Genomic DNA, 20,939 nt, shown 5'->3' with positions numbered 1-20,939 from the left:
AATGGGTTGCGATCCGCACAGGCTCCGGATAATGCCGGGCGATACCAGCGCCCGGCATTATCCGGAGCCGAAAGTCTGTTCTACGCTCCGGAGACGGGTCAGGTCGACGTTGCCAAAGACAAATCGCCTTCAGGTTCACCCTTGTCCGATCGCTGCGCGGTTCGTCTTGAAACCGGCTCCGCTACCGCCGAGATTGTTGCAATGAACGTCAAGGCCAGCGCGACACGTCCGCTGCGGATCGGGTTGATTTCGGTCTCGGCCATCGAGGATGATCCGCGCGTGCGCAGGCAGGGCGACCTGTTCTGGGAGCGTGGCTGGGACGTCGTCGCCATAGGGCTGTCCGGGGCACGCTCAAAGCCGCCGGAATGGCTTTGCCTGGATATTCCGGCGGCTGCCCATTCGGCCGCAAGCACTACGGCCGTTCCTGCGCCGGAGCCTGGCGATCATGCTGCCGATACGGTCTCTCCCGTTGCGACGGAACCCACGCCCGGCCGGGCACGGCGCCTGTGGCGGACATTGCCGAAACCGCTGAGGCGCGCCGCGTACTCGGCTGTCAGGTCGGCATTGCGGCTGGCCGATGTCGCCGGCGTTTATCTCCGAGATGAGCATGCGTCGGCGAGTTATTGGCGGATCGACAACCGCTTCGGGCAGCTCTACCGGCGGGCGAAGGAGAAAAAGGCCGATATCTGGCTGGCCAATGATTGGAGCGCGCTGCCCATCGTGCGCAAGCTCGCGGCGGAACAAGGCGTTCCTTACGCATACGATACGCACGAACTCGCCGTGGACGAATACGCTCAGCGCTGGCGTTGGCGGCTGCTCAACAGGCCGTTGATCGCTGCCATCGAACGGACCGGCATCGCCGAGGCGGTGGTGACGAGCTGTGTCTCGCAAGGTATCGCCGACCGGCTGCACCAGCTCTACCGACTGCCGGAAAAGCCGCTGCTGATCCGCAACATGCCGCGCTATGAGGCGCACGCTTTTCGGCCCTGTGGCGAGACCATCGAGGTGCTTTATCACGGCGTCGTTTATGAGGGACGCGGGCTCGAAACCTGCATCGACAGCGTCGCGCTCTGGCGCCCGGAGTTCCGCCTGACCATCCGCGGCCCGGCTCCGGCCGAATATCTCCAAACGCTCGCTCGGCGCATCCTATCCGCCGGCGTCGGCGATCGCGTAGTGCTAGCGCCGCCGGTGCCGATGATCGATCTGGTCAAGGAGGCGGCCCGGTTCGACATCGGCCTGTTCGCGTTGCCCGGACATTCGCAGCAGAATGTCCATGTCCTGCCGAACAAGTTCTTCGAATACACGATGGCGGGCCTCGCGCTTTGTGTCTCCGACCTGCCCGAGATGACTGCGCTGCTGCGGCAGCATGAGCTCGGCCGATCGATTCCGGAGGTGACCCCCCGAGCAATCGCCGATGCAATCAACGGTTTCGAGCGCGACGAGATCAATGCCTGCAAGTTGCGCGCGCTCGAGGCCGCGCGGACCTTGAACTGGGAGGCGGAAGCCGACCGTTTCTTTGCGGCGATGGAGCAGGCCGTCGCGGGGGCCGGCAAGGCCTTGCCGGGCATGGCGCGGTAGACTTCCGCCGGTGGTCTCTGCGGGCTTGGAGCTGCCCGGCGGCGCTATGCCGCGCCGGCGTGTGCGAGTTCAGTCACCAAGCTCAGGAGCTTGCCGCCTTCCACCTCGAAGTTCAGCTCCTTCGCCCGCGCGAGCGCCGCGCGCTTGCAGGCATCGATACTGGCCGGGTCGAGGCCGGCAAGGCTGGCGGCGATCGCCTGCGGGGTGTCACGATCCAGCAGCAAGCCGCAGCCTGCGCTGTCGACCACCTTGCGGATCTCCGGCAGGTCGCTGCTGATCACCATCAGCCCCGCCTGGATGTACTCGAAGATCTTGTTGGGCATGGCGAAACGCGCATGCGTGGTGCTGTTCGACAAAAGGAAGATGCCGATATCGGCTTGCGCGGCCGTCGGCACGATCTGATCGGGCGGAACGGCGGCGGCGAAGGACACGCGCTCGCCGAGATCGCCGGCAAGCATGCGCAGATGCTGGTCGAAGCCGCCCTGCGCCGGGCCCCGGATCACCAGGCGGAATGAGGCAGGCCAGAGGGCGACGCTTTCGATCAGCGTCTCCAGCCCGCGCCGCGGCACGACGACGCCGTGATAGAGCACGGTGACGCGGTCGCCGGTCGGCCGGAAGGCGGTTTCCTGCCAGGCCGGCATGTTGGAGATCACGGTCGGCCGCGCCAGGCCGTAGCGCGCCGCCAGCGCGTCGGCGATGCCGTCGCTCACCGTCATCACGGCGTCCGCCTCGCGGATGTAGCGCTCCTCGATCCTGACCACGTGCCGGCGGGCGAGCAGGCGCCAGCGCCAGCTGTCGGCGAATTCCTCCGAGGCGTATTCGTGGCTGTCGTAGATGATGCGGGCCTTGCAGGCGTGTTTGGCGGCATGGGCGATCGGCAGGGCGCGCCAGTCATTGGCGATGACGAGGTCGGGCTTGAAGCGCAGCAGCTCCCGGCGCGCCGCCAGCTTCGTCGCCGAGCCCCAATAGAGTGCGTCGGCGCTGATCGGCAGCAGCGAGGCGGGCGCCTGCCGGAGCACCATGCCGAGCCGCACGCGCGTGTCGCTGCCCGGACCGGGCAGGACAGTCACCGGCGTCGGCGGCGTTGTCGGCAATGGCGCCTGCGCGAAGATGCGGACCTCATAGCCGGCCTGGGCGAGCAGGGCGGCATGACGTAGGACGCGCGAATCGTGCTGCAGAGGCGAGATGCAGACGAGGGCGATGCGCATCACCGGCCCGCCTCCGTGACCTGTGACCTCAGGATCAGGTCGATCTCACGGCCACGCTGCTGCCAGCTGGCCTCACGAGCAACGTAGCTTGCACCATTTTTGCCCAATGCGCCGGCCTCGTCCGGCTGATCGGCGAGCGTTGCGACAGCTGCGGCGATGGCGGAGGGGCTGGCGGGCGGAATGACCAGCCCGACATCCGCCTGCCTGACGAGCTCGGCCTGGAAGGGCAGGTCGCTGGCGATCACCGGGATGCCGCAGGCCATCGCCTCGAACAGCTTGAGCGGCGCGACGCCCGCGGCCGAGCGGCCGTCCTGGTCCTCGATCACGCAGAGCGCGGCGAGCGCGCCGCGCAGCAGGGCCGGCACCGCGTCATAGGGCTGCCGGCCGAGCCAGAGCAGGCGCGGATCGGTCTTCGCGGCCTCGACCTTGCCGCGCTCGATGCCGTCGCCGACGATGACGAGCCTGACATCCGCCGGCCAGGCCGGCTCGCGGAGGGCTGCGAGCATGGTGCCGATGCCGTGCCAGGCGACGAGGCCGCCGACGAAGACGACATAGCGGCCGGTGATGTCGGCGCGGGGCCCCTCCGGCGTGAACAACTCGGTGTTGGCGCCGTTGGAGACGGTGCTGACGCGGTCATGTCCGGAAAAGCCGCGGGCCCATTGCGCCAGGCCTTCGGTGACGGCGACCAGATGGCCGGCCATGCGGTATTGCGTCCGGTAGAGCCATGAGAGCAGCGGGGCGAACGGCTTCAGGGCCGGATAGGTCACGCCGATATCGGCCGGCTTGCCGTTGATCTCCTGCACGACCGGCACCTTGCGCCGGCGGGCCCAGAGCGCGAGCGGCAGTGCCATGAAATGCGAGCGGACGAAGACAGCGTCGAACTCACCCAGCCGGCGGCCCAGGGCGAGCTGCACCCGGCCATAGTCGAGCAGGCGCTGCAGGAAGGACGTGCGGGCGCTCGCGCCCCCGCGCGTCGTGGCAAAGAGCTCGACCTGCCAGCCCGATTGCCTCAGGCTGGCGATGATCTCGTCGATGTGGGTCTGCGAAGCCTGACCCGGCCGCGGCGTCTCGAGGGAGAGATAAGCCAGCCGAAGCGGCCGGCTCATGCCACCGCGGCCGCCGGTGCTGCCAGGGCCTCGCGCACGGCCGCGATGATGTAGTCCTGCGTCTCTGCGTCGAGATAGGGGTGCATCGGCAGGGCGACGACCTCCTGCGCGACGCGCTCGGAGATCGGCAGGCCGTTGCCCGCGACCGGGAAGTGCTTGTAGGCGGTCTGCTGGTGCAGCGGCTTGGGATAGTAGACCGTGGTCGGCACGCCCTTGGCCTTCAGCGCCGCCTGGAAGGCGTCGCGGCGGCCGGCGTCGACTCGGATCGTGTACTGGGCCCAGGTCGAGACGCTGTCCGGCATGACATAGGGCGTCGTGACCAGGTCCTTCAGCGCCGCAGTATAGCGGGCGGCGACGACCTGACGCTGCTCGATCTCGTCGGCATAGACCTTGAGCTTCTCGATCAGCACCGCGGCCTGGATGGTGTCGAGCCGCGAATTCACGCCGACGCGGACGTTGTCGTATTTGTACGAGCCCTTGCCGTGGAAGCGCAGCGAGCGCAGCAATTCGGCATGCTCATCGCTGTCGGTCAGGATCGCGCCGCCATCGCCATAGCAGCCGAGCGGCTTGGCCGGGAAGAAGCTGGTGGTGGCGAAATCGCCGATCGCGCCTGCGACGCGGCCCCTGTAGCGGGCGCCGTAGCCTTGAGCCGAGTCGGAGATCAGGACAAGGCCGTTCTCTTTGCAGAAGGCCTCGATCGGCTCGTAGTCGCAGGCCTGGCCGAAGAGATCGACCGTGATCAGCGCGCGCGGCTTGAGCTCGTGCTTGCGGGCGGTCTCCAGCGCGGCGGCGATCGCCTTCGGGTCGAGGTTGTAGGTGGCTTCGTCGATCTCGGCGAAGACCGGCGTCGCGCCCATCCAGGCGACGACCTCGGCGGTCGCGGCGAAGGTGAAGCTCGGGCAGAGCACGGCGTCGCCCGGGCCGATGCCGAGGGCTTCCAGCACCAGGATCAGCGCGTCGGTGCCGTTGGCGACGCCGATCGCGTGCTTGGCGCCGCAGAAGGCAGCGAGCCCGGCCTCGAACTGAGCCACCTGCTCGCCGAGGATGTAGTTGCCGTCATGGACGACCTTCAGGATCGCCTCGTCCATCGCCTTGCCGATGCGCTGGCGCTGAGCCTTGAGGTCGATGAACTCGATCGCGGGACGCTCGCTCATCAGACGATCTCCTCCAGGGTATCGGGCCCGGTCTCGCGATAGCGCCGACCGGTTTCGGGGCAGGTGAGGTCGGGGCCGAGCCTGGCGCCGTTATGGCTCATCCAGCCGATGCGACGGGCCGGCACGCCGGCCATCAGGGCGAAATCGGGCACATCCTTGGCCACCACCGCGCCGGCGGCGATGAAGCAATAGGCGCCGAGGGTGTGGCCGCAGACGATGGTGGCGTTGGCGCCGATGCTGGCGCCGGTCTTGACCAGGGTCTTCCGGAACTCCGACTTGCGGTTCAGGAAGGCGCGCGGGTTGTTGACGTTGGTGAAGACGCAGGACGGGCCGCAGAAGACGCCGTCCTCGAGCACGACGCCGTCATAGAGCGCGACATTGTTCTGGACCCTGCAGCCGTCGCCCATACTGACGCGCGGGCCGACCATGACGTTCTGGCCGAGGACGCAGTCCTTGCCGATCTGCGTCTGGCCGAGGACGTGGACGAAGTGCCAGACCTTGCTGCCGGCGCCGATGGTCACGCCGTCGTCGACATAGGCGCTCTCATGGATGGCCACGCCCGGAAAGCGCGGATCGTCACGCATCTGCGACGCGGCCATCGCGGCTCAGCCCTTGAGATGCTTGACGACGAAGGGATGGCGCTCGCCGCCGGCGACGATCGGCAGGTTGCGGAACTGCGAGACCACCTCGACGCAGAAGCGGACATCGTCGAGCCCGTAGCCGCGGCCGGCGAGGATCTCCTGATAGCTGCGGGTGTGCAGGTCGGTGAACCCTTCCGAGAACTCGACTTCCTCGCCGTCGAGGGTGATCGAGCGGTAGGTGGTCTTCTTGCCCTTGACGGAGTCCGGCAGGTCGTTGGAGTCGACCGAGAGGAACCAGCGCACATCGGCCTTCTCGTAGGAAAGCAGGCCGCCGGCGCGCTCACCCTCGCGCAGGCTCGCGGTCTGCGACTGCAGCGGGCCGAAGACATAGGCGAGCATGTCGAAGAAATGGACGCCGATATTGGTGGCGACACCACCCGACTTGGCATCGTCGCCCTTCCAGGAGGCGTGATACCAGCGGCCGCGCGAGGTGATGTAGGTCAGGTCGACCGAGTGGCGCTCGTTCGACTTGGCAACGCGCTCCTTCAGCGCCTGGATCGCCGGGTGCAGCCGCAACTGCAGGATCGTGTTGACCTTGTGGCCGGTCTGCTGCTCGATCTCGGCAAGGCCGTCGATGTTCCAGGGGTTGAGGACCAGCGGCTTCTCGCAGATCACCTCGCAGCCGGCGCGCAGGCCGAAGCGGATATGCGCGTCGTGCAGATAGTTCGGCGAGCAGATGCTGACATAGTCGATATGCTCGCCGCGGCGGCGCAGCTTGTCGACATGGCGGTCGAAGCGCTCGAACTCGGTGAAGAAATGCGCCTGCGGGAAGTGGCTGTCGATGATGCCGACGGAATCGTTGGGATCATAGGCCACCTTGAGGTCGCCGCCATTGGCCTTGATCGCCGTCATGTGGCGGGGAGCGATGTAACCGGCGGCGCCGATCAGCGCGAAGCTCGTCATGATTATCCGTCTCGATCTCGTCTAGACCACGATGATTTTGAATCGACCCGATCCAGAATCATAGAACGTGATCGATTCTAAGAGTTCAGAGCAGGGTTTCTGCGAAAAACCGGTTCCCGCTTTTTCGCATCCTGCTCTCGTGGCGCCGGCCGGGGAGGCCCCGCCGGCACCGTTCTATCAGGCCTTGAAGACGTTGTCCGCCTTGATGCCGGCGCGGGCGCAGGCATTGCGGGTGTCGACCACCAGCTTCGAGCCGGCGACGATCGCAGGATAGTCGACGTTGTCATGGTCCGTCGCGATCAGCACGGCGTCGAATCCGGCGAGCGAGACCTTGTCGACCGGAGCGCTCTTGCGGCCGGTCAGCTCGGCATGCTCGCGGGTCGGCGGGATCACCGGGATGAAGGGATCATGGAATTCGACATGGGCGCCGCGTTTCTCGATCAGCTCGATCAGCTTGAGCGAGGGGCTCTCGCGCATGTCGTCGATGTTCTTCTTGTAGGCGATGCCGAGCACCAGGATCCTGGCGTCGCTGAGGTTCTTGTGGCCCTTGGAGTCAAGCAGCTCGGCGAGCTTGTTGACCACACGGTAGGGCATGCGCGTGTTGATCTCGCCGGCGAGCTCGATGAAGCGCGTGGCGACGTCGTATTCGCGCGCCTTCCAGGTCAGGTAGAACGGGTCGATCGGGATGCAGTGGCCGCCGAGGCCCGGCCCCGGATAGAACGGCATGAAGCCGAACGGCTTGGTCTTGGCGGCGTCGATCACCTCCCAGACATCGACGCCCATCGCCTCGTAGACGACCTTGAGCTCGTTCACGAGGGCGATGTTGACGGCGCGGAAGATGTTCTCGGTCAGCTTGACCGCCTCGGCCGTCGCGGTCGAGGAGACCGGGACCGCCTTGACGACGAGCGCGCCGTAGAGCGCGAGCGACATGGCGAGCGCATCGGCGCCGTCGCCGCCGACGACCTTGGGGATCGTCGAGGTGCCGAAATCGGGATTGCCGGGGTCCTCGCGCTCGGGCGAGAAGGCGAGGAAGAACTCCTCGGCGCTCTTCAGGCCGGTCGCCTTCTCCAGGATCGGGCGCATGACCTCGTCGGTGGTGCCGGGATAGGTCGTCGATTCCAGCACGACGAGCTGGTCCTTGCGCAGGCGCCTGCCGATCGCCTCTGTGGTCTTCACGACATAGGACAGGTCCGGCTCGCGATACTTGGTCAGCGGCGTCGGCACCGCGATCAGCAGCGCGTCTGGTTCGGCCATGCGGTCGAAATCGGTGGTCGCGATGAACTTGCCGGACTTGGCACCCTCGACGATCAGCTCCATCGGAATGTGCTTGATCGCGCTGCGGCCGGCATTGAGGTCGTCGACGCGCTTCTGGTCGATGTCGAATCCGATGACCTTGATACCCTGGCGCAACGCCGCGAGGGCGAGCGGAATGCCGACATAACCGAGACCGACGATGCCGATGACGATGGAGCGGTCGTTGACGCGATCGATGAATCGCTGCGCGGCTGGCGAAGTCACGGTGCACTCCGGGAATGACGGCAAGAAGGGCCAGCGGCCCTATTTCTTGGGCGTGCTTCTTCCAGACTTGCCATACCGCGTCAATATCCGCGTCCCATTATCCGCCGGTAAGTCGGCCCGGCGAGCCGGCCCCGAAAGCGCGCGGCGGTATCGGGACATCACCTTCCGTGTCCTGCGGAAAGGTGCCGGCAAGTCTCGCATGAGGCCTTGGATCGATGATCTTCCGCTAGGGCATGTCCGGCCGGCAATACCGCCGCTCCGCACTGGCAGGCGGCCATCGGCTAGTGGATCTCCGGCTCGGCCACCTTGGCCGTGCCGGTCAGGTAATCGAAATCGCAGCCCTTGTCGGCCTGCTGGATATGAGCCGCTGACATCTTGCCCCAGCCGCGCGGATAGTCGCGGTCGGGCGGCGACCAGCTCTTCAGTCGCTCGGCGATCTCGGCGTCGCTCAGATTCACCGAGATGCTGCGCGCCTCGACATCGACGCTGATGATATCGCCGGTCCTGACCGCCGCGAGCGGGCCCTTGATATAGGCCTCGGGCGCGATGTGGAGGACGCAGGCGCCATAGCTGGTGCCGGACATGCGGGCGTCGGAGAGCCTGAGCATGTCGCGCACGCCCTGCTTCAGCAGCTTCTTCGGGATCGGCAGCATGCCCCATTCAGGCATGCCGGGGCCGCCGACCGGTCCGCAGTTCTTCAGCACCATGACATGGTCGGCGGTGACGTCGAGGGTCTCGTCGTTCACCGCCTTCATCATCGCATCATAATCCTCGAAGACGAGGGCCGGGCCGGAATGCCTGAGCAGGCGCTCCTCGGCCGCCGAGGGCTTGATGACGCAGCCACCGGGGGCGAGATTGCCCTTGAGCACGGCGAGACCGTTGGCGGTCGAGACCGGTCGGTCGAGCGGGCGGATGACGTTGTCGTCATAGACCTTGGCGAGCGCGATCGTCTCGGAGATCGGCTTGCCGGTCACGGTCATGGCGCCGGTGTGGAGCTTGCTTTCGAGCTGCTTCAGCAGCGCCGGCAGCCCGCCGGCATAGAAGAAATCCTCCATCAGGAAGTCGCCTGAGGGACGCAGGTTGGCGATCACCGGGACCTTGCGCGAGAAGGCGTCGAAATCATCGGGCGTCAGCGGCACGCCGGCGCGGCCGGCCATGGCGACGAGATGGATGATGGCGTTGGTCGAGCCGGCGACCGCCATGTGGACGGTGAGCGCATTCTCGAAGCTCTCGCGGGTCAGGATGCGGTCCGGCGTCAGGTCCTCCCAGACCATCTCGACGATGCGCTTACCGGCGGCAGCTGCCATGCGCGGATGGGCGGCGTCGGCGGCGGGGATGGCGGAGGCGCCGGGCAGGGTCAGGCCCAGTACCTCGGCATGGCTCATCATGGTCGCGGCGGTGCCCATCACCATGCAGGTGCCGTGCGAGCGGGCGATGCCGCTCTCCATGTCGCGCCAGTCGGCGTCGGAGATGTTGCCGGCTTCCTTCTCGGCCCAGTACTTCCAGACATCGGCGCCGGAGCCGAGCGTCTTGCCGGCCCAGTTGCCGCGCAGCATTGGCCCGGCCGGCACGAAGATGAAGGGCAGGCCGGCGCTGCAGGCGCCCATGATCAAAGCCGGGGTGGACTTGTCGCAGCCGCCGAGCAGCACCGCGCCATCCAGGGGGTGGGAGCGGATCGATTCCTCCGCCTCCATCGCCAGGAAGTTGCGATAGAGCATGGTCGTCGGCTTCTGGTACTGCTCCGAGGCCGACATCACGGGGATCTCGACCGGGAAGCCGCCGGCGGCCCAGACCGCGCGCTTCACCGCCTCGGCGCGGTCGCGCAGATGGGTGTGGCACGGGTTGATCTCGGACCAGGTGTTGAGGATGCCGATCACCGGCTTGCCCATGAACTCGTCATGGTTGAGGCCCATCTGCAGCGCCCGCGAGCGATGCCCGAAGGAGCGCAGGTCGCTGGCGCCGAACCAGCGCTTCGAGCGCAGCGTGTCGGGCGTCTTGCGGGGATGGGACATCGGCGTTTCCTCGGTATGTTCTTTGTCAATTCAACGTCTTGTCATTCCGGCGCGGCCCGCAAGGGCGAACCCGGAACCCACGGCTGGGTGAAACGGCTTCCGCTCGATGAGGGGCTCACCCGGTCGTGGGTTCCGGGCTCATCGCTGCGCGATGCCCCGGAATGACAGAGGTCATTCCGCCGCCGCGCGCTGGCTGCCCCAGCTTCCGACGATCTTGCGCAGTTCGGCGCGCTCGCTGTCGTTCAGCTCCGGCAGGCCGGGCAGGCGCACCGGCCCGACATTGGTGCCGAGCAGGCCGAGCGCCTCCTTGACCACGGTGACGTTGGCGCCGTTGCCGTATTTGGTCCGCAGCGTCTCGAAACCGGCGATCTCGTCGACGAGATGGCGGGCGCGGTCGTAATCGTTGTTCTCCAGCGCCTGCCAGATCGCCAGCGAGCGCTCCGGCGCGACATTGACCAGGCCGGAGGTGAAGCCGCGGGCGCCGAGCGCGTGGAAAGGCGCGGCCCAGCCTTCGGCGAGGCCGCAAATCCAGTTGGCGCTCGAGCCTTGCGTGGCGCGCACGCATTCGGCGAGCAGCATCATGTTCGACGAGGCGAACTTGACCCCGGCGACATTGGGATGCGTCGCGACGCGGGCGAGGTCCTTCACGCCGATCGCGTCCGAACGGATATAGGCGACGAGCGGGATATCAAGCGCCTCGGCGATGGCGAGGATGTAGTCGGCCTGGCTCTGCGGGGCGGCGAAGGGATCGAGCGGGTGATGCACCATCACTGCGTCGCAGCCGGCCCTGGCGGCGAGTTTGCCGGTGGCGATCGCCTCGCGCAGCGACCTGCCGATGCCGGCGGTGACCAGCGCCTTGGCGGCAGCGGCTTCGGCGGCGACGGCATGGCTGCGCACCACCTCGTCCGTGGTCATGGGGTAGAATTCGCCGGTGTTGCCGGCCGAGACGATATTGTGGATGCCGGCCTGCGCGATGCGCGCGACGATCTTGCCGGTCAGCGCCCAGTCGGCCTCGCCATCGCTCTTCCAGGCGGTGACGTGCACGCCGGAAATGCCGCGCAGCGCGCTGCGAACCCTGTCACTCATCGTAATCCAATCCTTCCGCATCGGCGCCGAAGACCTGGCGCACATGGCTCTTGGCGGAGCGCACGATATGACTGCGCATGCGCTGCTCGGCCCTGGCCGGCTCGTGCGCGCGCAGTGCTTCGAAGATGCCGCGATGCTCCTCGAAGCCGCGGGCCCGCTCGCTGGGCTCGCCGAGCAGGGCGATGCGCTGGGCGTGGTCGTACATGCGCTGGCCGTCGAGCCGGCGCTCGAGATAGCCGCAACCGGAGATGCGGTGGATCATGCCGTGATAGGCCTCGTTCAGATTGACGAGGTCTTCCAGGTCGCCGTGCTCGGTGGCGTGGGCCATCTCGTCGATCAGGCGAGCCATCGCGGCGATCTCGCCGGCGTCGATCCGGTTGGCGGCGATATGGGTCATGACGCTTTCGAGCGCGGCGCGGCCGAGCGCCATCTCCAGCGCCTGGCGGGCGGAGAACTCGACGAAGACGCCGCGGCGGGCTTCCGTGCGAACGAGGCCCTCGCTCTCCAGCATGCGGATCGCGTCCTTCACCGGCGTGGTAGAGACCCCCAGCATGTCGGCGAGCTGTCGCTCGTTCAGCCGTTCGCCTTCACGGAATTTGCCTGCGACGATCGCCCGGCGCAGGCGCTCGTGCACATGCTCGCGCAGCGAGCGCAGCAGATGCGGCGAGACGGGTTCGATGGCGAGCGCGTTCGACATTCCAATTCCTCTGGGATGGCTGCGTCACGATTCTGCTCGCGCTGCGCCTATCGCCATTGCCGCACCAGACATCACAAAGCGCAAGCGACATCAAGTCTGAAATTTCAGATTTCAAATCTGGAATTGCGTGCTATGGAAGTGACAAGGCGGCCGCAAGACGCCGGAACGGCACGGTCGGATGAGACAATGACCAGGGAGGATTGGATGACATCGATCACACGCCGCGGCCTGCTCGCCGGAGCCGGCGCCATGCTGGCCGCGCCGGCTTTGGCACAGAGCGGCTATCCCGGAAGCAGGGTCGTCACCATCGTGGTGCCCTTCGCTGCCGGTGGAACCACCGACCTGCTCGGCCGCATCCTGGCCGACCGGCTGAGCGCGCGCCTCGGCGGCAAGTTCATCGTCGAGAACCGGGCCGGGGCCGGCGGCAATACCGGCGCGGCCGCAGTCGCGAAGGCCGATCCGGACGGCTACATGCTGACCATGGGCACGGTCTCCAGCCATGCGATCAATCCGGCCGTCTACTCGAAGATGCCCTATGACCACATCAAGGATTTCGCGCCGATCTCGCAGGTGGCGAGCGTGCCGAACATCCTGATGGTCAATCTCGATCTTCCGGCCAAGACGGTGCCGGAGCTGATCGAGCTCCTGAAGAAGAACCCTGGCAAATATTCCTTCGGCTCCTCGGGTGCCGGCACCTCGACCCATATGGCGGCCGAATTGTTCAAGGTCGCGACCGGGACCGACATGGCTCATGTGCCCTACCGGTCGAGCGGGCAGGTGACGCAGGACCTGCTCTCCGGCCAGATCCAGTTGACCTTCGACAACATCACCATCGCCTGGCCGCATGTCGAGGCCGGCAAGATCCGGGCTCTGGCGACGGCGACGCCGAAGCGCCTCGCGGTCGCGCCGGACCTGCCGGCGCTGTCGGAGTTCATCCCGGGCTATGACGCGAGCTCCTGGCACGGCTTCTTCGCGCCGTCGAAGGTGCCGCCGGAGATCGTCGCCAGGCTCTCGACCGAGACGCAGGCGATCATGCGCGAGCCGGCGGTGATCGAGCAGCTCAAGAAGCTCGGCGTCGAGCCGGTCGGTTCGAGCCAGGCCGAGTTCACCGCCCATATCGCCAGCGAGACCAAGCGCTGGGCGGAGGTGGCGCAGAAGGCCAATGTGAAGATCGAATAACGTTGCCCCCGTTCGTTCCATCGTCATCCCGGGCGACCGAAGGGCGACCCGGGATCCATGCCGGAACGGTTCAGGAATGGATCCCGGATCGGCGCCTGTCCGGGATGACCCGCTCTGGAATGGTCCGCGTAAACTGAAAGCAGCCGACAAATGACTGAAGCCCTGACCCCCGAAAGCCGCGAGAAGCTGAAGCGCGTCTCGACCGCGACCCTGACCACGGCGCTGTTCAAGCGCGGTCTGCGCAACCAGTTCATCCAGGATGTGCGCCCGCTTTCAGCCAACGCGCCACGCATGGTCGGTGAGGCCTTTACGCTGCGCTACATCCCGGCGCGGGAGGACCTCGACCATCTCAGCGTGTTCGAGGGGACCCAGCATCCGCAGCGCGTCGCGGTCGAGACCTGCCCGCCCGGCCATGTCATGGTGATCGACAGCCGCAAGGATGCGCGCGCGGCTTCGGCCGGCTGCATCCTGGTGACGCGGCTGATGCAGCGGGGGGCCGCCGGCATCGTCACGGATGGCGGCTTCCGCGACAGCCCCGATATCGCCGCGCTCGGCTTTGCCGCCTATCACAGCCGGCCGAGTGCGCCGACGAACCTGATCCACCACCACGCGCTCGACATCAATGCGCCGATCGGCTGCGGCGATGTGCCGGTCTACCCCGGCGACATCGTCGTCGGCGACGGCGAGGGCGTCTGCGTGATCCCGGCCCATCTCGCCAACGAGGTCGCGACCGAGGCCTATGAGCAGACGGCCTATGAGGATTTCGTCGAGATGAAGGTGCGGGAAGGGCGCGGCATCTTCGGGCTCTATCCGGCCAATGCCGAGACCAAGGCCGAGTTCGCCAGATGGCGGCCGGACTGGAAGTGATCCGAGAGCGCTCCCGTCGCTGAGGCGGCGGCGCAGGATCCGTCGAACGGCGGTTGAGAACGGACGCAGCCAATGCGGCGTCCGAAGGAACAGCCGTGACAACAAGAGCACAGGGGGAAATGCGATGATCGACATGTTTCGCCGTCACCTGCTCAAGGGCGGGCTCGCCGCTGCGGCCGGCTCGGTGCTGGCGGCGCCTGCTTTGGCGCAGGCCTTCCCGTTCAAGCCCAACCAGCGCTATCCCGACCCGGCCGTCGAGATTCTCGACCCGAGCTTCGCCAAGTACCGGATCTATTCGAGCACCATCGAGCAGCTCGGCAGCGGCATGCGCTGGGCCGAGGGGCCGGTCTATTTCCCGGAAGGGCGCTATCTCCTTGTCAGCGACATCCCGAACAACCGGATCATGAAGTACGACGAGGTGAAGAACAGCTTCTCCGTCTTCCGCGAGAACGCCAACTACGCCAATGGCAATGCCCGCGACCGGCAGGGACGACTGGTGACCTGCGAGCATTCGGTGACGCGGCGCATCACCCGCACCGAGAAGAACGGCCGGATCACGGTTCTCGCCGACAAGTTCGAGGGCAAGCGGCTGAACGCGCCGAATGATATCGTCGTCAGGTCGGACGACACGATCTGGTTCACCGACCCACTCTTCGGCATCAACGGCGAATGGGAGGGATCGCGCGCCAAGCCGGAACAGGCGACGACGAATGTCTATCGGCTCGCGCCGGACGGCAAGCTGACGGCGGTGATCACCGATCTGGTCAATCCGAACGGGCTCGCCTTCTCACCCGACGAGAAGAAGCTCTATGTCGTCGAGTGGCGCGGCACGCCGAACCGCAGCATCTGGAGCTACGATGTCGACGCCGACGGCAAGGTCTCGAACAAGGTCAAGCTGGTCGACGCTGCCGATTTCGGCGCCCTCGACGGCTTCCGCGTCGATCGCGACGGCAATCTCTGGTGCGGCTATGGCAGCAATGGCGCGCTCAACGCCGAGCCGAGCGATGTCGGAGGACGAAAGGTCTTCACGCTGAGAGGCAAGCCGGAGGATCTCGACGGCGTGATGGTGTTCAGCCCGGCCGGCAAGCCGCTCGCCTTCATCCGCCTCCCGGAGCGCTGTGCCAATCTCTGCTTTGGCGGGCCGAAGGGCAACCGGCTCTATATGGCGAGCTCGCACTCGCTCTACGCGCTCTATGTCGAGGCGCACGGCGCCGCGTGACGCCTCGATGCGCTTCAGGCCGCGAGCAACTCCCGCACCATCGGGATGACCTCGCGGCCATAGAGCTCGATGCAGCGCAGCAGCTTGTCCTGCGACAGGGGGCCGGCGCTGATCTTCAGCTGGAAGCGCTGCAGGCCGAGCGCCTTCACCGTCGCGGCGATCTTGCGGGCGACGGTTCGGGCTGAGCCGAGATAGAGCGCTCCGCCCGAAACCTCGCGCTCGAACTCCGCGCGCGACAGCGGACCCCAGCCGCGCTCGGCGCCGATGCGGTCGCGCATCGCCTTGAAGGCGGGGAAGAACTCTTCGGCCGCTTGCTCATCGGTCTCGGCGACATAGCCGGGCGAGTGCACGCCGATCGGTCGTTCGGCCTGGCCAAGGCGCCCCATCGCGTCGCGATAGAGCTGGGCGTAAGGCGCGAAGCGCTGTGCCGGGCCCCCGATGATGGCGAGCATCAGCGGCAGGTCGTAGCGTGCCGCCCGGACCACCGATTCCGGACTGCCGCCGACGCCGATCCAGGTCGTCAGCTCGCCGGCCTCGATCGGCGGGAAGACCTGCTGGTCGCGGAGCGGCGGGCGCAAGGATCCTTCCCAGGTGATCTTCTTCTTGCGGATCAGCTCGACGAAGAGGTCGAGCTTCTCCTCGAACAGCACCTCGTATTGCTTGAGGTCGAAGCCGAAGAGCGGGAAGGATTCGGTGAAGGAGCCGCGGCCGAGGATGACCTCGGCGCGCCCGTTCGAGAGCGCATCGACCGTCGAGAAGCGCTGGAAGACGCGGATCGGATCGTCCGAGCTCAGCACGGTGACGGCCGAGCCGAGGCGGATGCGGCTGGTGCGGGTCGCAATGCCGGCAAGCACGGTCTCCGGGGAGGAGACCGCGAAATCGGAGCGGTGATGCTCGCCGATGCCGAAGAAGTCGATGCCGATCTCGTCGGCGAGCACGGCCTGCTCGACGAGGTCGCGGATCACCTGCGCATGCGGGAGCAGGGCCCCGTCCGGGCCGGCGGTGACGTCGCCGAAGGTGTCGAGACCGAGCTGGAGAGAGGCGGGCATGGGCTGCGAGTCCAGGGCTGGGCATGCCGGATTGCCGGCGTCCGCGCCATCTGGCGCCGGCAATGTCGCGGTTCAAGATGCGCCGGTGCCGAGGGGTCTATGCGAATTCGCCAAAATCGGTACCATCAGGAACAATAATATCGACCTGACCCCCCATTTGGGTGTGGCGGGGTGCGGGTGATTGTGTTGCTTCGGCAGACGCCGACGACACGGTTCGCGCGCGAATGCAAAGGGAGGATGAGGTTCATGGACGGCGAGGCTGTGGCCGAGAGTGATCGTTCGATCGTCGGCAATCCGATGCTGCTGCCGTTCTATGATCTGTCCTTCGAGGAAATCGAGCTGCTGTGCCGGGTGACGGCGGTGCAGCGAGAGGGCAGCACGGACGTCGTCGACGGCGCCTGGTTCGCGAACTTCATGGGCGCACGGAAGGAGCCGACCCGATAAGCGAGGCGATTCTAGTAGCGCTCGCCATGGTCGCCATTGCGGTGGGCGCATGGTGGGCGACGACCCGGTGGCGGCTTTAGATGCGGCCACCGCTCGATCATATCCGGCGAAGCCACTTCGCTGGCTGTGCCTCAGCTTTCTGTTTTGCACAGTTCCGGACGCGAAACCGCTGCGCACTTTCGCTGGAGCGGCTTTGGACGATCACGCCGCCGGCTCGAGCCTGGCGCGGCCGAGGACCATGACACGGTCGATCTGGAAGCCGCAGCGCTGCAGGGCGTCGTGATCCTGCGGCCAGGCCGCCGAGCGCTCCAGCGAAATCGCGATGCGCGGCAGGTCGAGCTGCGCGGCGAGTTGATTGGCGAAGCGCAGCAATGCATCGACGAGGCAGGTTCCGGGTAGCCGCAGCATCGCGATCTCGGAAATCTCCAGCGTCGTACCGCCCGTGATCCTCCGCGCGATGCGAAAGCCGAACAAGGCATGCGGCATGCCGCGCGCGTCGCGCAGGGCGAAGACGCCGGAAGGCTGCGCTCCGTCCTGCGAATGGTCACGCACAAAGGCGGCCCAGCCATCCGGCGTGAGCTCGGGATGCAGCAGGGTGACGAGCCCGTAGACCGTGTCGGCGCTATCAGGCTGGATGCGCGCGACTTCGAAGATGTCATCGCCCATCACGTGCGGCTCTCCCGAGTTTCCAGGCAGCAACCTCGTTGCGCAGGGCCTGTTGCCGCATTGATCTGGATCAAATCCGAAGCCCTGCGGCGGCGCGCGCGCTTTGTCGGCTTTCGCGCATGCGGTAAGCTCCGCGCATGAGCAGGAAGGTGCGATCGTGAACTGTCAGCCCTTGGCGTGCAGCGCCGCCGCCCATGGCGAGAGCGGATGCCGCAATTGCATGGTCCGCCTGGTCAGCGTCTGCGCGTCGCTGACGGATGACGAGCTCGCCTTGCTGGAGCAGCTGGCGATGCCGACGCATTTTGCCTCCGGCGACACGCTGTTCTCGCAAGGGGCCGACGCGCACTGTGTCTACAACGTCACGGGCGGCGTCGTCCGGCTCTACAAGCTTTTGTCCGACGGCCGCCGTCAGGTCGTCGGCTTCGCGCTGCCAGGTGATTTCCTCGGACTTGCCATGCGCGATGCCTATGGCTTCTCCGCCGATGCGATCGGCGACGTCGCGGTCTGCGCCTTCTCGCGCGCCGCCTATACGGCGCTGGTCGACGCCAAGCCGCATCTGCTCAAGCGTCTGCACGAGTTCGCGACGCATGAGCTGACGCTCGCCCATGAGCAGATGATGCTGCTCGGCCGCCGCACCGCAGAGGAGAAGCTGATCTGCTTCCTGCTCGGCATGCAGCAGCGCTGGGCAAGGCTCGGCAAGCCGTCGGTGACGGTGCCGCTGCCGATGACGCGGCAGGACATCGCCGATTTTCTCGGCCTGACGATCGAGACGGTCAGCCGCACCTTCACCCGCCTGGCCAAGGAGAAGACGATCCTGATCGTGCCCGGCGGCGTGCGCGTGATGAACCCCGAACGGATGCTCGCCATCGCGGCGTGAGCTGCGCCTTCGCGCCGCAGTCCGTCCCGTCCTGCCCTTGACCTGGATCAAAGCCCCCCGCCCAGCCGGCCGCTAAGCCTCACGCGGAGGGCGCATCCCAGCGCCCGCGACGAAGCGGGAGTCAGCGGTGACGGCGACGACGAGCCCTGTCCGGGCAATGACGGTCGGCGAGATGATCGGGATGCTGATCGCGGGCGCCAGCGTGCTGCCGCTGATCCTGATCGCTGCACTGACCGAGAACTCCGGCTACGCCTTCCACGCCATGCTCGGTGCGGCCGCGGCCGCGGCCAGCATGATCCTGATCGGCAATCGCTGCTTCGACGGCTCGCCGGCGATCGCGCCCCAGGAGATCGACGGCAAGCCCAACTACAATATGGGGCCGGTCAAGTTCGCGACCGTCGCGGCGATGGTCTGGGGCATCGCCGGATTTGCCGTCGGGCTGATCATCGCGCTGCAGCTTGCCTTCCCGGTGCTGAACTTCGACCTGCCCTGGACCAATTTCGGTCGCTTGCGGCCGCTGCACACCTCGGCAGTGATCTTCGCCTTCGGCGGCAACGTCCTGATCGGCACCTCGTTCTATGCCGTCCAGCGCACCTGCCGGGCCCGGCTCGCCGGCGATCTCTCGCCCTGGTTCGTCGTGCTCGGCTACAACCTCTTCATCGTCATCGCCGGCACCGGCTACCTGCTCGGGATCACCCAGGGCAAGGAATACGCTGAGCCGGAATGGTATGCCGATCTCTGGCTGACCCTGGTCTGGGTCGCCTATCTCCTGGTCTTCCTGTTCACGCTGAAGAAGCGCACCGAGCCACACATCTATGTGGCGAACTGGTTCTATCTCGGCTTCATCGTGACCATCGCGGTCCTGCATATCGGCAACAATGTCGCGGTTCCGGTCTCGATCCTGTCGCCGAAATCCTACGGGCTGTGGTCGGGCGTGCAGGATGCGATGTTCCAGTGGTGGTACGGCCACAACGCGGTCGGCTTCTTCCTGACCGCCGGCTTTCTCGCGATCATGTATTATTTCGTGCCCAAGCGGGCCGAGCGGCCGATCTATAGCTACCGGCTCTCGATCATCCACTTCTGGGCCCTGATCTTCATCTACATCTGGGCCGGCCCGCACCATCTCCACTACACCGCGCTGCCCGACTGGGCGCAGACGCTCGGCATGACCTTCTCGATCATGCTGTGGATGCCCTCCTGGGGCGGCATGATCAACGGCATCATGACCCTGTCTGGCGCCTGGGACCGGCTGCGCACCGATCCCGTGCTGCGGATGATGGTGGTCTCGCTCGCCTTCTACGGCATGTCGACCTTCGAGGGGCCGCTGATGTCGATCAAGGCGGTGAACGGGCTCTCGCACTACACCGACTGGACCATCGGCCACGTCCATTCCGGCGCGCTCGGCTGGGTCGCCTACATCTCCTTCGGCGCGATCTACTGCCTCGTGCCCTGGCTGTGGAACCGCAAGGGGCTCTACTCGCTCAGGCTGGTGAGCTGGCACTTCTGGGTCTCGACCCTCGGCATCGTCTTCTACATCTCGGCGATGTGGGTCTCCGGGATCCTGCAGGGCCTGATGTGGCGGGCCTACACCTCGCTCGGCTTCCTCGAATACTCGTTCATCGAGACCGTCGCGGCGATGCACCCGTTCTACGTGATCCGGGCGCTGGGCGGCGCGCTCTTCCTGAGCGGCGCACTGATCATGGCCTTCAATCTCTGGATGACCGTGCGCTCTGAGGAAGCCTCCGAGATGCCGGAAGCCTTGGCGCTGCCGCCGCGCCAGCTCGCCACCGCCTGAGGAGTCGTCATGACGAGCATCGACCACAAGGCGCCGCGGCGTTCGCTCTGGGCCAAGCACAAGATCTTCGAGACGAATTCGATCATCCTGGTCATCGGCGTCCTGCTGGTGATCTCGATCGGCGGACTCGTCGAGATCGCGCCGCTCTTCTACCTCCGCAACACGATCGAGACGGTGCAGGGCGTGCGGCCCTATACGCCGCTCGAACTCGCCGGGCGCGGCATCTATGTCCGCGAGGGCTGCTACAACTGCCACAGCCAGATGATCCGGCCGCTGCGCGACGAGGTCGAGCGCTACGGGCATTATTCGCTCGCGGCCGAGAGCCTATACGACAAGCCGTTCCAATGGGGCTCGAAGCGGACCGGGCCGGATCTCGCCCGCGTCGGCGGCAAGTATTCCGACGAATGGCAGCGGGCGCATCTTTCCGAACCGCGCGCGATCGTGCCGCAGTCGATCATGCCGGGCTATCCCTTCCTGGAGAAGACCGAGCTGAAGGTCGGGGACATCGCCGACGAATTGCGCGCCAATCGCGCCGGCGGCGTGCCCTATAGCGACGAGATGATCGCACAGGCGCAGAACGACCTGAAGGCGCAGGCGACGCCCGACCATCCCGGCCAGGCCGATCTGGAGAAGCGCTATCCCAAGGCGCAGTCGCGCGATTTCGACGGCAATCCGCAGCGCATCACCGAAGCCGACGCCCTGATCGCCTATCTGCAGGCGCTCGGCACGATGGTCGACTTCAAGCTCTACGACGACAAAGCCAACATCCGCTGAGCCAACCCATGCAAACCACCTATCACTGGCTCGCCGGCTTCGCCCAATCCGCCGGGCTCCTCTACTTCGTCGCCGTCTTTCTCGGGGTCTGTGTCTACGCCTTCTGGCCGAAGAACCGCGCCCGTTTCGAAGAAGCCGCGCTCAACCCGCTGCGCGAGGACTGACC

20 protein-coding genes are annotated in these 20,939 nt (G+C 66.4%); 9 read left to right on the top strand and 11 right to left on the bottom strand.

Annotated elements, in window-relative coordinates:
• Positions 1-141: 141 nt before the first annotated feature.
• Entirely contained in the window at positions 142-1,578 is a 1,437-nt protein-coding gene (locus CXY91_RS12500) for a glycosyltransferase (protein ID WP_158673389.1), read from the top strand.
• 44 nt (positions 1,579-1,622) lie between these two features.
• Here CXY91_RS12500 and CXY91_RS12495 read toward each other — a convergent pair whose 3' ends face one another.
• The 9 genes from CXY91_RS12495 to CXY91_RS12455 all read right to left on the bottom strand — a co-directional run bounded on the left by CXY91_RS12495 (position 1,623) and on the right by CXY91_RS12455 (position 11,903).
• Entirely contained in the window at positions 1,623-2,786 is a 1,164-nt protein-coding gene (locus CXY91_RS12495) for a glycosyltransferase (protein ID WP_100961693.1), read from the bottom strand.
• Positions 2,786-3,892, bottom strand: a complete 1,107-nt coding sequence (locus CXY91_RS12490; protein ID WP_100961691.1) for a glycosyltransferase — start codon at positions 3,890-3,892, stop codon at positions 2,786-2,788. Before CXY91_RS12490 ends, CXY91_RS12495 begins: the two co-directional genes overlap by 1 nt.
• On the bottom strand, positions 3,889-5,046 hold the full coding sequence (locus tag CXY91_RS12485) for a DegT/DnrJ/EryC1/StrS family aminotransferase (protein ID WP_100961689.1): 1,158 nt from the start codon (positions 5,044-5,046) through the stop codon (positions 3,889-3,891). Before CXY91_RS12485 ends, CXY91_RS12490 begins: the two co-directional genes overlap by 4 nt.
• Positions 5,046-5,645, bottom strand: coding sequence for an acyltransferase (locus CXY91_RS12480; RefSeq protein ID WP_100961687.1), 600 nt, complete (start codon positions 5,643-5,645; stop codon positions 5,046-5,048). Before CXY91_RS12480 ends, CXY91_RS12485 begins: the two co-directional genes overlap by 1 nt.
• Positions 5,646-5,651: 6 nt before the next feature.
• Positions 5,652-6,590, bottom strand: a complete 939-nt coding sequence (locus tag CXY91_RS12475) for a Gfo/Idh/MocA family oxidoreductase (protein WP_100961685.1) — start codon at positions 6,588-6,590, stop codon at positions 5,652-5,654.
• 177 nt (positions 6,591-6,767) lie between these two features.
• Positions 6,768-8,108: a nucleotide sugar dehydrogenase gene (locus tag CXY91_RS12470; protein WP_100961683.1), complete on the bottom strand. Its 1,341-nt coding sequence runs from the start codon at positions 8,106-8,108 to the stop codon at positions 6,768-6,770.
• A 281-nt stretch (positions 8,109-8,389) separates the two neighbouring features.
• A complete protein-coding gene (gene araD / locus CXY91_RS12465) occupies positions 8,390-10,120 on the bottom strand; it encodes an L-arabinonate dehydratase (RefSeq protein ID WP_100961680.1) in 1,731 nt (576 codons plus the stop codon).
• Positions 10,121-10,291: 171 nt separating this feature from the next.
• Positions 10,292-11,206, bottom strand: a complete 915-nt coding sequence (locus CXY91_RS12460) for a dihydrodipicolinate synthase family protein (RefSeq protein WP_100961678.1) — start codon at positions 11,204-11,206, stop codon at positions 10,292-10,294.
• Positions 11,199-11,903: a GntR family transcriptional regulator gene (locus CXY91_RS12455; protein ID WP_100961676.1), complete on the bottom strand. Its 705-nt coding sequence runs from the start codon at positions 11,901-11,903 to the stop codon at positions 11,199-11,201. The genes CXY91_RS12460 and CXY91_RS12455 overlap by 8 nt, the downstream gene beginning before the upstream one ends.
• A gap of 204 nt (positions 11,904-12,107) precedes the next feature.
• On the opposite strand from CXY91_RS12455, the gene CXY91_RS12450 reads away from it, so the two are divergent.
• The 3 genes from CXY91_RS12450 (at position 12,108) to CXY91_RS12440 (ending at position 15,168) form a co-directional block, all read left to right on the top strand.
• Entirely contained in the window at positions 12,108-13,082 is a 975-nt protein-coding gene (locus tag CXY91_RS12450; protein WP_100961674.1) for a Bug family tripartite tricarboxylate transporter substrate binding protein, read from the top strand.
• A gap of 150 nt (positions 13,083-13,232) precedes the next feature.
• A complete protein-coding gene (locus CXY91_RS12445; protein ID WP_199777417.1) occupies positions 13,233-13,949 on the top strand; it encodes a ribonuclease activity regulator RraA in 717 nt (238 codons plus the stop codon).
• A gap of 124 nt (positions 13,950-14,073) precedes the next feature.
• Entirely contained in the window at positions 14,074-15,168 is a 1,095-nt protein-coding gene (locus CXY91_RS12440; RefSeq protein WP_465246855.1) for an SMP-30/gluconolactonase/LRE family protein, read from the top strand.
• A gap of 14 nt (positions 15,169-15,182) precedes the next feature.
• Here the strand turns inward: CXY91_RS12440 and CXY91_RS12435 are convergent, their stop codons facing one another.
• Positions 15,183-16,217, bottom strand: a complete 1,035-nt coding sequence (locus tag CXY91_RS12435; RefSeq protein WP_091837416.1) for an LLM class flavin-dependent oxidoreductase — start codon at positions 16,215-16,217, stop codon at positions 15,183-15,185.
• Between the two features lie 246 nt (positions 16,218-16,463).
• Here CXY91_RS12435 and CXY91_RS12430 point away from each other — a divergent pair, with 246 nt between their 5' ends.
• Entirely contained in the window at positions 16,464-16,661 is a 198-nt protein-coding gene (locus CXY91_RS12430) for a hypothetical protein (RefSeq protein WP_091837413.1), read from the top strand.
• A 201-nt stretch (positions 16,662-16,862) separates the two neighbouring features.
• Here the strand turns inward: CXY91_RS12430 and CXY91_RS12425 are convergent, their stop codons facing one another.
• Complete coding sequence (locus CXY91_RS12425) at positions 16,863-17,330, bottom strand: hypothetical protein (RefSeq protein ID WP_210202603.1); 468 nt, start codon at positions 17,328-17,330, stop codon at positions 16,863-16,865.
• Between the two features lie 217 nt (positions 17,331-17,547).
• Between CXY91_RS12425 and CXY91_RS12420 the strand changes: the two genes are divergently transcribed.
• From CXY91_RS12420 to CXY91_RS12405, 4 genes are all read left to right on the top strand, one after another.
• A complete protein-coding gene (locus CXY91_RS12420) occupies positions 17,548-18,204 on the top strand; it encodes a helix-turn-helix domain-containing protein (protein WP_100961670.1) in 657 nt (218 codons plus the stop codon).
• Positions 18,205-18,361: 157 nt separating this feature from the next.
• A complete protein-coding gene (ccoN, locus tag CXY91_RS12415; protein ID WP_100961668.1) occupies positions 18,362-19,999 on the top strand; it encodes a cytochrome-c oxidase, cbb3-type subunit I in 1,638 nt (545 codons plus the stop codon).
• Between the two features lie 9 nt (positions 20,000-20,008).
• Entirely contained in the window at positions 20,009-20,773 is a 765-nt protein-coding gene (gene ccoO / locus CXY91_RS12410) for a cytochrome-c oxidase, cbb3-type subunit II (protein ID WP_100961666.1), read from the top strand.
• An 8-nt stretch (positions 20,774-20,781) separates the two neighbouring features.
• Positions 20,782-20,937 carry a cbb3-type cytochrome c oxidase subunit 3 gene (locus CXY91_RS12405; protein ID WP_091837401.1) on the top strand — a complete coding sequence of 52 codons (156 nt, stop codon included), beginning with the start codon at positions 20,782-20,784 and terminating at the stop codon, positions 20,935-20,937.
• Positions 20,938-20,939: the final 2 nt, after the last annotated feature.

The organism is Allobosea sp. FBZP-16 (assembly GCF_002831785.1).
In the GTDB taxonomy this organism is placed as follows: Bacteria; Pseudomonadota; Alphaproteobacteria; order Rhizobiales; family Beijerinckiaceae; genus Allobosea; species Allobosea lupini.
This window is presented reverse-complemented; position numbering and strand designations above follow the sequence as displayed.